The 12,035-nt window shown below is 63.4% G+C and carries 11 protein-coding genes; 3 read left to right on the top strand and 8 right to left on the bottom strand.

Annotation, left to right across the window (positions count from 1 at the left end; genetic code table 11):
• Window positions 1-12: 12 nt before the first annotated feature.
• Together groL and AC0L3B_RS14040 are read right to left on the bottom strand one after the other, a co-directional pair.
• A complete protein-coding gene (gene groL, locus AC0L3B_RS14035; RefSeq protein ID WP_085351091.1) occupies window positions 13-1,653 on the bottom strand; it encodes a chaperonin GroEL in 1,641 nt (546 codons plus the stop codon).
• A gap of 44 nt (window positions 1,654-1,697) precedes the next feature.
• Window positions 1,698-2,012 carry a co-chaperone GroES gene (locus AC0L3B_RS14040; RefSeq protein ID WP_007611913.1) on the bottom strand — a complete coding sequence of 105 codons (315 nt, stop codon included), beginning with the start codon at window positions 2,010-2,012 and terminating at the stop codon, window positions 1,698-1,700.
• Between the two features lie 373 nt (window positions 2,013-2,385).
• Here AC0L3B_RS14040 and AC0L3B_RS14045 point away from each other — a divergent pair, with 373 nt between their 5' ends.
• Window positions 2,386-2,673 carry an usg protein gene (locus AC0L3B_RS14045; protein ID WP_204511616.1) on the top strand — a complete coding sequence of 96 codons (288 nt, stop codon included), beginning with the start codon at window positions 2,386-2,388 and terminating at the stop codon, window positions 2,671-2,673.
• A gap of 149 nt (window positions 2,674-2,822) precedes the next feature.
• Complete coding sequence (locus AC0L3B_RS14050; protein ID WP_085361709.1) at window positions 2,823-3,362, top strand: cupin domain-containing protein; 540 nt, start codon at window positions 2,823-2,825, stop codon at window positions 3,360-3,362.
• A gap of 12 nt (window positions 3,363-3,374) precedes the next feature.
• Here the strand turns inward: AC0L3B_RS14050 and AC0L3B_RS14055 are convergent, their stop codons facing one another.
• Complete coding sequence (locus AC0L3B_RS14055) at window positions 3,375-5,501, bottom strand: O-linked N-acetylglucosamine transferase, SPINDLY family protein (RefSeq protein WP_204511615.1); 2,127 nt, start codon at window positions 5,499-5,501, stop codon at window positions 3,375-3,377.
• Between the two features lie 103 nt (window positions 5,502-5,604).
• A complete protein-coding gene (locus AC0L3B_RS14060; RefSeq protein WP_085361711.1) occupies window positions 5,605-6,855 on the bottom strand; it encodes a NupC/NupG family nucleoside CNT transporter in 1,251 nt (416 codons plus the stop codon).
• 158 nt (window positions 6,856-7,013) lie between these two features.
• On the opposite strand from AC0L3B_RS14060, the gene AC0L3B_RS14065 reads away from it, so the two are divergent.
• Window positions 7,014-8,252: an MFS transporter gene (locus tag AC0L3B_RS14065; protein ID WP_247474203.1), complete on the top strand. Its 1,239-nt coding sequence runs from the start codon at window positions 7,014-7,016 to the stop codon at window positions 8,250-8,252.
• 256 nt (window positions 8,253-8,508) lie between these two features.
• On the opposite strand, the gene AC0L3B_RS14070 is transcribed toward AC0L3B_RS14065, so the two are convergent.
• The 4 genes from AC0L3B_RS14070 to AC0L3B_RS14085 form a co-directional block, all read right to left on the bottom strand.
• The gene (locus AC0L3B_RS14070) at window positions 8,509-9,267 is read right to left on the bottom strand and encodes an SDR family oxidoreductase (RefSeq protein WP_085361712.1); all 759 of its coding nucleotides are present in this window, start codon (window positions 9,265-9,267) and stop codon (window positions 8,509-8,511) included.
• A gap of 26 nt (window positions 9,268-9,293) precedes the next feature.
• Entirely contained in the window at window positions 9,294-10,052 is a 759-nt protein-coding gene (locus AC0L3B_RS14075; protein ID WP_026232918.1) for a proteasome-type protease, read from the bottom strand.
• A gap of 121 nt (window positions 10,053-10,173) precedes the next feature.
• Window positions 10,174-11,022: a transglutaminase family protein gene (locus AC0L3B_RS14080; RefSeq protein ID WP_007611900.1), complete on the bottom strand. Its 849-nt coding sequence runs from the start codon at window positions 11,020-11,022 to the stop codon at window positions 10,174-10,176.
• A gap of 68 nt (window positions 11,023-11,090) precedes the next feature.
• Complete coding sequence (locus AC0L3B_RS14085; RefSeq protein ID WP_018455303.1) at window positions 11,091-12,035, bottom strand: alpha-E domain-containing protein; 945 nt, start codon at window positions 12,033-12,035, stop codon at window positions 11,091-11,093.

The following is a 12,035-nucleotide window of genomic DNA, read 5'->3' on the forward strand; positions in this document are numbered from 1 at the left end:
GGAATGGCTGGATCAGAAATCCATGCCGCCCATGCCGCCGCCCGGGGGCATCGCCGGACCGGAGCCGCCCTTCTTGGGCAGCTCGGCGACCATGGCTTCCGTGGTGATCAAGAGCGCCGCAACCGAGGCTGCGTTCTGGATCGCGGTACGGACCACCTTGGTCGGGTCGATGATGCCCTTCTTGACGAGGTCAACATATTCGCCGGTCTGGGAGTCGAAGCCGTAGGCGTACGACTTGTTCTCGAGGACCTTGCCGACGATCACGGAGCCATCTTCACCGGCGTTGATCGCGATCTGGCGAGCGGGCGCGGAGAGCGCCTTGCGCACGATCTCGACGCCGGTCTTCTGGTCGTCGTTCTTGGTGCGCAGGCCCTTGAGCTGCTCGGAGGCACGGAGCAGGGCGACGCCGCCGCCCGGGACGATGCCTTCCTCGACCGCGGCGCGGGTCGCATGCATCGCGTCATCAACGCGATCCTTGCGCTCCTTCACCTCGACCTCGGTCGCGCCGCCGACGCGGATCACCGCGACGCCGCCTGCGAGCTTGGCAAGACGCTCCTGGAGCTTCTCACGGTCGTAGTCCGAGGTGGTTTCCTCGATCTGCGCCTTGATCTGCGACACGCGCGCTTCGATGTCGGCCTTCTTGCCGGCGCCGTTGACGATCGTGGTGTTCTCCTTGTCGATCATCACCTTCTTGGCGCGACCGAGCATGTTGAGCGTGACGTTCTCGAGCTTGATGCCGAGATCTTCCGAGATCGCCTGGCCACCGGTCAGGATCGCGATGTCCTGCAGCATGGCCTTGCGGCGATCGCCGAAGCCCGGAGCCTTGACGGCCGCGACCTTCAGGCCGCCACGGAGACGGTTCACGACCAGGGTGGCAAGCGCTTCGCCTTCGACGTCCTCGGCGACGATGACCAGCGGCTTGCCGGTCTGCACCACGGCCTCGAGCAGCGGCAGCAGCTCGTTCAGCGAGGAGAGCTTCTTCTCGTTGATGAGGATGTAGGCGTCGTCCATCTCAACGCGCATCTTGTCGGCGTTGGTGACGAAGTAGGGCGAGATGTAGCCGCGGTCGAACTGCATGCCCTCGACGACGTCGAGCTCGGTCTCAAGCGACTTGGCTTCCTCGACGGTGATGACACCCTCGTTGCCGACCTTCTTCATGGCGTCGGCGAGGAACTTGCCGATCTCCGCGTCGCCGTTGGCCGAGATGGTGCCGACCTGGGCGATCTCGTCGTTCGAGGTCACCTTCTTGGAGTTCTTGACGAGGTCCGCAACGACGGCTTCGACCGCGAGATCGATACCGCGCTTCAGATCCATCGGGTTCATGCCGGCGGCAACCGACTTGGCGCCTTCGCGTACGATCGCCTGGGCCAGCACGGTCGCGGTGGTGGTGCCGTCGCCGGCCGCGTCAGCGGACTTGGAGGCGACTTCGCGCACCATCTGCGCGCCCATGTTCTCGAACTTGTCCTCGAGCTCGATCTCCTTGGCGACGGTGACGCCGTCCTTGGTGATGCGGGGAGCGCCGAACGACTTGTCGAGCACGACGTTGCGGCCCTTCGGACCGAGCGTGACCTTCACCGCGTTGGCGAGAATGTCGACGCCGCGAAGCATCTTGTCGCGCGCATCGACCGAGAATTTGACTTCTTTAGCTGCCATCTGGATTTTTTCCTTAGGTGTTTAACTGGATAAGAGAGGGGCTCTTAGGCCGCCTTCTTCTTGGAAGCGGGGACGTCGAGGACGCCCATGATGTCGCTTTCCTTCATGATCAGCAGGTCGACGTTGTCGATCTTGACCTCGGTGCCGGACCACTTACCGAACAGCACGCGGTCGCCGACCTTCAGGTCGATCGGGATCAGCTTGCCAGCTTCGTCGCGGCCACCCGGGCCGACGGCGACGATCTCGCCCTGCGAGGGCTTTTCCTTCGCCGTGTCGGGAATGATGATGCCGCCAGCGGTCTTCTCTTCTGCGTCGATGCGCTTGACCACGACGCGGTCGTGAAGCGGACGGAAATTCATGCAGTTCTCCTAAGCTTTTGCACGATTTGGGAATTTTGGGTTGTTAGCAGTCTGCGCCAGCGAGTGCCAGCGCAGGCACAACTGAGATAAGGCAGGATTTTGGCGGGAGCAAGGGCTTGTAGCAGAAAAATAGCACTCGGAGGCGCCGCCTGCCAAAATCTCTTTCCATCGTTAATCGCGCTCGGCGCAGTATTAGCACGGAGCTAGATCTGCTGCTAACGCATTGAATTTCAACAGCTTGTTAAACTTTTGGGCTTGAGATGGATTGTCAGTTTGCGTCACATTTCTCTTATGTGAGCGCATCAGCAGCGGGTGGCTCTTAAGGCGCACCGGAAAGCCACTCCTTGAATGCGCTCCTGCAAAGGAGGTTGGCATGGGCTTGCGGAGTAGAGCCGTTTCGGACGATTTCCGGAAACAGCTGCTGGGTTACGGAATGACGACGGCGCAGATTCTCTACCGGATGCCGGATCATCCCTCGCTGCTCCAGACTTACGTCTGGCAGGACTACGACATGTTTCCGAAATTTCCGGCGCTGAAGGATTTTCTGGCGTTCTGGCAGGAAAAGCTCGACGGACCGCTTCACTCGGTGACAGTGGCGCATTCCAAGCTGATCAAGCCGGCCGAGTTGCGCGCGGTGGACGGAGTATTCCGGCTGCATTGAAGGGCGGAGCTGTAGGGTGGGTTAGCGTCAGTGTAACCCCCCATGCTTCAACGCTTGCGCAAAGAAGTGGTGGGTACGTTAGCGCTAACCCACCCTGCGATTTCGCATTCTGTGCTAGCCTCTCCCCATAACAACAGGGGAGGCCGCCCATGGCCAAGAAAGCAAAATCGCGCAGCGCATCGCAAGCCGCGGTGAAGAAGCGTAGCGGGGCCAAACCCGCAGCACGATCCACGGCGCGCACGGCGGTGAAGGCAAAAGCCCCCACGACAACGGCAAAGTCATCCGTCAAGAAACCGGCGCGGCCCAAGCAGCGCATTGCGATCAGCCATCACCGCGAGGAAGACTTCAAAGCCGACGGTCTGCGTACCTACGCGAAATATCGCGACCTCGGCATCGCCGCCGCCAGCCATGGCCTCGCGCAGGCGCACGTGATCCGGCTGCAAGGCCCCTGCAATCCGGACGAAGTGTCGAAGCTGCACTTTCACGACGTCGAATTCCAGATGGTCTACGTGCTCAAGGGCTGGGTGAAGACCTATATGGACGGAGAGGGCGAGACGCTGATGAAAGAAGGTAGCGCCTGGACCCAGCCGCCGAAGATCAAGCACATGATCCTGGACTATTCGGACGACGTCGAGCTGCTGGAGGTGATCCTGCCGGCGGAGTTCAGGACTGTGGAGTTGAAGGCGTAGGCGAGGCGGAGATCAGCCGCCGTCGTTGCAATAGCGTTTCCACATCGCGCGATAGGCATCGTCCACCGCTTGCACGTATGAGATTGGGTTGCCGGCGGCGGCAGCCCTGATCTGTCCGGGCAGTTCGCCGCGCAACTTATCGAGCTCGCCGATCTGCAACCCACGGCTCGCTGCGATTTCGACATAGGCCTCATCGCTGTCCGCGACCCACTCCGGCAGGCCCAGCGCGGTGAGGATGGAGCCGGCAGCACGGCTCGGCAGGCTGTGACCGAGCTTCGCCACCACCGGCACGCCCATCTGCAAGGCTTCCCACGTGCTGACGCCGCCATTCTGCGGGAATGGGTCGAGGCCAATATCGACGCGATTGAACGTTACCAGATGTTCGTCTCGCGACGTGGCTCCGAGCAGATCGACGCATTCGGCCGGCAACTGGCAAGCGGCAAACCGCGCCAGCAGATTGTCGCGGACCAGCTGAGCGTCCAGTGCAGTATCCTTGATCAGCAGTCGCGAACCCGGCACCCGCTCGAGAATCCTAGACCAGACTTCCACCGCCTCGTTCGAAATCTTGCTGATGCGGTTGAAGACACCGAATGTGATGAAGCCGTTCGCGAGCGCCGGCGTCGGCGCCCGCGCAATCCCGGGTGGCAGCGGCGCCAGCGTCACAAAGCACGGCAGGTCAACGATGGTCTCCGCAAACAGATGCCGAACCGCGGCAGGAATCGCGACCGGGTCCGAGAATAGATAATCGATGGTTGGCAACCCGGTCCCGGTACCATGGCCCCAGCCATGCGCCTGAATAGGTGCCGGTTTGCGCGCAAACACACCGAGGCGGTTTCCGCTGGTGTGGCCGGACAGATCGATCAGGATATCGACGCCGTCGGCGCGGATCTGAGCGGCGAGGCGATCGTCGGACCATTGCGAGGCGTCGCGCCAGCGATCGGCGATCCCCTGAAATTCGCTGGTCGTCGCATCCGTTTTCGGTGAACAAGCGTAGCACACGATCTCGAACTGTGCCCGATCATGGTGCTGCAGGACCGGCTTGAAAATGAACGCCGCTGAATGTGTGTGAAAATCCGACGAGACATAACCCAGCACCAGACGGCGATCCGGATCGCGGCTGTTCTCATGCGATCCCGCCGCTGCTGAGGCGATCTTCGCACCGATCTGCTCCCACCATACATGTCGCGCTTGCTGATGCTGCGCAACGCTGGCGTCGGCCATGAAATCGAGGGTGAATATCTTGCTGGAGATCGTGCTCTGATCAGGCTCGATGTCGAGAGCTCTGTCGAAACTGGCGAGGGCTTCGTCGACCCGGCCAAGTGCCGCGAGACATTGGCCGAGCAGGCTGTGGGCCTGAGAGAAGCCGGGATCGGCCGCGAGAGCCTTCTCGCAATCGGACAATGCTTCGGCAACTTGCCGGGTCAGGAGCAAGATACTGGCCCGCCAGAGCCATCCATTCGCGTCGTCGGGTGCGAGGGCGATTGCGCGATTGCAATCCGCCATGGCTTCGTCAAATCGCTGAAGCTCCCGCAATGCAACGGCGCGGGTCGACAGCGCCGAGGCGTAGTCAGGCTTGATCGATAGCGCGCGGTTTAAGCTTGCGATCGCTTCGTCATAGGCGCGCACACGGCAGAGCGCCCAACCCCGGCCGTTATGGGCTTCGGAAAGTCTTCCGTCGATTGCGAGCGCCTTGTCGTAGCTCTCGAGCGCTTCCTGATAAAGTTCAAGGGCCGCGCTTGCGTTGCCGAGATTGGACAGGGCCAAGGCGTAGTTGGGTCGAAGGGCGAGGGCCTTCCGATAGCTCTCGCGGGCCTCATTGTGACGTTTCAGCCCGTTGAGCGCGACGCCCAGGCTCATATGGGCTTCGGCAGATCGCGGATCCAAGGCCACCGCTCGGCTCAGCAAAACTTGCGCCTGCCGATAGTTTTTGGCTTCAGACTCCAAAGCGCCCAGCAAATGCAGCGCGATGAATTGGTTGGGCGCAAGCTCCAGGAGTTCGCGATAGGCCGTCTTGGCCTCGGGGAGAAGTCCCGCCTTGTGGAGCTGGAGGGCGCGCGCGAGCAGCGGCCCTAGCTCGGCTTTTTGCCGTTTCTGAAGCCGGGCATTTTGAAATGCCCGCTGGCCTGCGCTGTTGCTCATGAATCAATTCCAGCCGAATCTCCTGAAGAGATTAACATGGAAGGATTGTCGCGATTGCGCTGCGCCCCCTCGGAGCTACGAGGGCGCCAGCCTCACACAAGCTTCACGTCAACACCCCCACCACTGCTCCCATCAGACACGTCGTCAGCGTTCCCGACACGATGGACTTCAGCCCGAGCGCGTTGATTTCCTCGCGCCGTTCCGGCGCCATCACGCCGAGACCGCCGATCATGATGCCGAGGCTGGCGAAATTGGCGAAGCCGCACATCGCATAGAGCATGATCAGGCGCGAGCGCGGATCGAGCGTGCCGGGCGGCAGCTTCGAGAAGTCGACATAGGCGATCAGCTCGTTCAGCACGGTTTTCGTGCCCATCAGGCTGCCGGCGGTGATCGCCTGATCCCACGGCAATCCCATGAGCCAGCACACCGGCGCCATCACGAGGCCGAGCAGGCGCTGCAACGAGATCGCAGCGCCGCCGACATCAGGCAGCAGGCCGAGGATCGCATTGACGAGATAGACCAGCGCCACCAGCACCAGCAGCATGGCGACGATGTTGATCAGCAGCTCGATCCCCGCGCCCGTCCCTTTCACGATCGCGTCCATCGTGCTGGAGACCTCCATCTCGGGAGCCTCCAGCGCGCCGCCGGTGCGCTTGTCGGATGTCTCCGGCACCATGATGAGGCTGACCAGGATCGCGGCCGGGGCACCCAGCACCGAGGCGATGACGAAATGGGCGGCTGCGTCGGGAATGAGGGGAGCAAGGAGCGTCGCATACAGCACCAGCACCGTGCCGGCGATGCCGGCCATGCCGCCGGTCATCACCAGGAACAACTCGCTGCGGGTCATTTGCGCGAGATAAGGCCGCACGAACAGCGGCGCCTCGACCATGCCGAGAAAGATGTTGGCGGCGGTCGAGAGTCCGACCGCGCCGCCGACGCCGAGCGTCCGCTCCAGCAGCCAGGCCATGCCGCGCACGACCGGCGGCAGCACGCGCCAATAGAACAAGAGCGTCGTCAGCACGCTCATGACCAGCACGATCGGCAGCGCCTGGAACGCCAGGACGAAATCGGCACCCGGTGCTTTCAGGTCGAAGGGCAGGGGACCGCCGCCGACATAGCCGAACACGAAGGAGGAGCCGGCGCGCGAGGCCGCCGAGATCGCGCCCACCGCGTCGTTGATGGCACCGAACGCGCGCGCGACGACGGGCACCTTCAGGAGAACAATCGCGGTGACGAAGGTGGCGACGAGGCCGATCGCCGCCTGGCGCAGCGAGGCCGCGCGGCGATTCTCGCTCAGGACCAAGGCGATCAACAGCAATGCGAAAACGCCGAGTGCCGATTGCAGCCGCAGCATGATGTCCCCAAACCCCGATGATTATGGCCACCCCTGCGTTGCAAACGCAATGCCGGGAGATTGTCGAAGCGTCTCGCTGTTGACAAGCAGGTCCGCGTCAGCCACGCGGAGCACGTCGACATCAGGAGCCGGATAGCCCGAGCGTGACCGAAGAGGCGATGCCAGACCAGCCCATATCGGGAAACCCGCCGGTCAGTGCCCGCGCGCTCCTCTCCCATCGCGCCTTTCTGTTCTTTCTGCTCTCGCGCAGCCTGTCGCGTTTCTCCAGCCAGATTGCGGCGGTCGCGATCGGCTGGCAGATCTACGATCTCACCGGCTCGGCCTTCGATCTCGGCATGGTCGGCCTCGTGCAATTCCTGCCCACGGCGCTGCTGGTGTTCATCGCCGGCCATGCCGCCGACCGCTACGAGCGCAAGCGCGTGGTCCAGCTCTGCCAACTCGTGGAAGCAGCGACCGCGCTCTATCTCGGCGTCATCACCTATCTCGGCTTGGTCAGCGAAGTTCAGATTTTCGTGGCCACCTTCGTGCTCGGCATTGCCGGCGCGTTCGAGAGCCCGACCACCGCGGCGCTGCTGCCGGCGATCGCGCCGCAGGGCTCGCTCCAGCGCGCCACCGCCGTCTCCAGCGGTGCGGCGCAGGTCGCGACCATTACCGGTCCGGCGCTAGGCGGTTTTGCCTACGCGGTTGCGCCGCATCTCGCCTACGCGGTGATGGTGCTGTTCTGGATCTTCGGGATGATCCTGACCGGCTTCATCCGGCCGCGCCCGCAGGCGATCGCCAAGGACATGGCGGGCGCCGACAATATCTTCGCCGGCGTCCGCTTCATCCGCGGCAATCCCGCGATCCTCGGCACTATCTCGCTCGATCTGTTCGCGGTCCTGTTCGGCGGCGTCACCGCGCTTCTGCCGATCTATGCCCGAGATATCCTCCAGACCGGTCCGATGGGGCTCGGGATCCTGCGCGCCGCGCCCGCGGTCGGCGCGCTGCTGATGACTATGGTGCTGGCCCGTCACGCCATTTCGCGGCATGTGGGCCTGCGCATGTTTCAGGCAGTGATCGTGTTCGGCGTCGCAACGATCGTGTTCGCGCTGTCGTCCTGGATGTGGCTCTCGGTGCTCGCGCTCGCCGTTCTCGGCGCGGCCGATACGATCAGCGTCGTGATCCGCTTCTCGCTGGTGCAGCTCGCGACGCCCGACGAGATGCGTGGCCGGGTCGGTGCGGTGAACTTCCTCTTCATCAACGCCTCCAACCAACTCGGCCAGTTCGAGAGCGGGGTGGCCGCCGCACTGTTCGGCGCCATGCCGGCAGCCGTGCTGGGCGGCGTCTGCACGGTCGCGGTGGCGCTGTTGTGGATGCAGCTGTTCCCGAGCCTGCGGCAGGTGGAGAGGCTGGAGTAGGAGAAGGTCTCGTGTCCCGGACGCGGTGCAGCGCGCAAGCGGTGCGCCGCTGAGCCGGGACCCATGTTGTCGCAAGCAACGTCGGAGAGTGATGGGCCTCGGCTCAGCAGCGCGTCATTTCATGCCGCGCAGCACCCGGGGCACGTGATTAGCAGTCCGGATTGCTTCGTTTTGCTCGCAATGACGACTGCGGAAATACCGTAGATGAATCAATAGGGCGCCTACTGTGCATGGGGTTGTTTTCGCGTTTTTTGATTCAGCCCCGTCCCACGAACGGCATCTTGGTTGCCATGACGGTCATGGTCAGCACGTTGGCATCGAGGGGCAGGCCGGCCATGTAGGCGACGGCATCGCCGACCGCCTTCGCATCCATGCGCGGCTCCTGCTTCGACGTGCCGTCGGGCTGCAGCACGCCGGGGCCGTTGACCATGCGGTCGGTCATGGGCGTTGCGGCGTTGCCGATGTCGACTTGGCCGACCGCGATGTCGTACATGCGGCCGTCGAGGTTGGAGGCCTTGGTGAGGCCGGTGATGGCGTGCTTGGTCGAGGTATAGGCCGCCGAGAACGGCCGCGGCGCATGCGCCGAGATCGAGCCGTTGTTGATGATGCGGCCGCCGCGCGGGCTCTGGTCCTTCATGATGCGGAAGGCGTGCTGGGTGCACAGGAACGGGCCGGTGAGATTGGTGTTCACCACCGCCTGCCACTGCTCGAGGCTGAGATCCTCGAAATTCACCGGCGGTGCGCCCATGCCGGCATTGTTGAAGAGCACGTCGAGTCGGCCATAGGTGGCCTTGACCTTGTCGAACAGCGCGGCGATCGAGTCCGGCTTGGTCATGTCGGCGGTGACGCAGAGGCTTTTCCCCGCGGGGCCGAGCTTGGCCGTCTCCTCGAGCATGTCCGGCCGGCGCCCGACCAGCACCACGGTGAAGCCTATGTTCATCAGCGCCAGTGACGCCGCGCGCCCGACTCCGGTGCCGGCGCCCGTCACCACTGCGATCTTTTTCGCTTCACTCATCGTTTCCTGCCTTTTCTCTTGATCTGTCAGGTTTTGGATTCTTTTTCGTTCTTGTAGGGCGGCCGCGGAATGTTCTGATGCGCGGCGCGCAAGGCCGCCGACCAGCGCGAGCGCAAATCGTGGAAATAGGGCTCGCCCGCCTCGATGCGGTGGTTGAGGTCGGCCTCGCAGGCGTCGGCGCGCACCACCAGAACGTCGATCGGCAGGCCGACGCCGAGATTCGAGCGCATGGTCGAATCCATCGAGATCAGCCCGGTCTTCAGCGCCTCGTAGAGTTCGACGTCGTAATGCATGGCGCGGTCGAGCACCGGCTTGCCGTATTTGTGCTCCCCGATCTGCAGATAGGGTGTGTCGGTGGTGCATTCGATGAAATTGCCGGCGGTGTAGACCATGAACAGGCGCATGCGCGCGCCGTTGATCTGGCCCCCGAACAGGAAGGACACGTCGAACGATACGTCCTCAGACCTCAGTGCGGGGCCCTCGGTCGCGTGCACGGCCCGGATCGCCCGGCCAATGCGCTGGGCGGCCTGGAACATGGTCGGCGCGTTCATCAGCGTCTCGATCTCACCGGTGTCGGGGTCTTCGAGGCCCTCGGTCAGCGTCGAGAGCACCGACTGGCTGATGGCGAGGTTGCCGGCGCTGGCAATTGCCATGATGCGATCGCCGGGCTTGGAGAAGATGTGGAGCTTGCGGAAGGTCGAGACGTTGTCGAGGCCGGCATTGGTGCGGGTGTCGGCGATCATCACCAGACCGTCCCGAACCAGAATTCCGCAACAATAGGTCATTTCCTGTCCCCGAACGCGTTTGCGCGGATTACTAGCCAATTTCAAGGGCCGCTCCAACCCCCGATTGCCGCGGGGCGGCAGGGTGGAAACGACCGTGGGTGAGGGGCGCGCGGGGCGCGGCTCAGCTCTGCCGCTGGGACTGCGATTGCGACTGGCCGCCACGGCCGGCCTGCTCGACCTTGACCGCCACCGACAGCGTCTCCGCGCCGCCGCCATAGCGGGTGCCGCGTACGGGGGCGGCGCCGAGATAATCGAGCCCGATCGCGACGCGGACATGGGCGTCGGTGGCGCAGATGCTGTTGGCGGGATCGAAGCCGACCCAGCCGAGACCGTCGACATAGGCCTCCGCCCAGGCATGGCCCGCGTCCTGATGCACCGTGCCGTCGGAGCGCAGGAAATGGCCGGAGACGAAGCGCGCCGGCACGCCGCCGCTGCGGGCGCAGGCGATGAAGATGTGCGCGTAGTCCTGGCAGACGCCGCGCTTGAGCGTGAACGCTTCCGCCGCCGACGTGCCGCTGTTGGTCGGGTCCTCGTCGAAGGTCATGTGATCGCTGATTTGCGTCATCAGCGTGTGCAGGAAGCCCAGCGTGTCGCTCTCGGCCTCGCTGCGCAGCTGGCGCGCGACCGCATTCATCGCGGGATTGACCGTGGTAAGGTCGGTGGCCCGCAAGAACATGCCGGCCGGAAAGCGCTCGTCGGCGCCGCGCAGAACGCCGCCGGTGTCGTGGGTCTCGATCAGGCCCTCGGCGGTGATCTTGATGTCGCCGACCGGTCCGCAGGACAGCACGTGGGTGACGTTGCCGAACGCGTCCTCGTGCGTGTCGAGCTTGGTGTCGGTCGACACGTCGATCTGCCACTCCGCCACATATTGCCCGTCATGGCTGCCGGGCGTCATGCGCAGGATCTGGATCACGCTCGTGGCCTGCGGCTCGTAGCGATAGGTCGTGGTGTGCAGGATTCGTAGGCGCATGGTGGACCGTTGTTGTAGCGTCATCGATCCGGGCTAGCCCTGCGGGCGTCCCCGGAATGACAGCAGTATCAGATCAAATACTGCTTCGTGATGATTTCGCCCAGCCTGGAATTGTCCAAGATGAATTCCTGAATGAATTCATGCACGCCATGCTGGAAAATGTCGTTCATATTGCTGTGTTCCAGCCGGTTGCGAATGCCGCGGGCATGGCGCTGGGCCGGACCCTGGCGGCCATAGGCGACGCCGATCTGATCGAGATTGCGCACCAGATTGCCGTAGCAGCTTGCGAGCGAACGCGGCAGCGAATCGTTGAGGATGAGCAAATCCGCGATCAGCCAGGGCTTCAGTGTCTCGCGATAGACCCAGTGATAGGCCGTCAGCGCCGAAACCGAACGCAGGATCGAGGTCCATTGGTAGAAATCCAGCGGGCCGCCGACATGCTCCTCCTCGGGCAGCAGCACATGGTATTTCACGTCGAGAATACGAGCGGTGTTGTCGGCGCGTTCGAGATGCAGGCCCATCCGCGAGAACCAGTAGGCGTCGTTGCGCAGCATGGTCCGGTAGGCCGAGCCGTCGAAGCGCAGCGAGGTCTCCTGCACGAAGCGCAGGAACTTTGCTAGATCCTCGCGCGTGGAGGTCCCTCTGCTCCAGACCTCCTGCAACTCGATCCAGGCCGAGTTGATGGTATCCCACATCTCGCTCGTCAGCGCTGTGCGCACCGAGCGCGAATTCAGCCGCGCGGCCTCGATGCAATTCCTGATCGAGGACGGATTATCCGCCGAGAACGAGAGATAATCCACGACGTTGCGCTCGTTGGCTTCTTCGTACTGCTGATAGAAGCTTGCGGCGACGCCGGCGGTCAAAAGCGCCGAGTCCCATTCGTTGGTCTTGCCGATATAGGCGGCGGGAAGCGCGGTGACGCGCAGCGTCGCATCGATGGTGCGCGCGAGATATTCGGCCCGTTCGACGTAGCGGGCGAGCCAATAGAGGTTTTCGGCGGTACGCGACAGCAT

The organism is Bradyrhizobium sp. Kon56 (genome assembly GCF_055807635.1).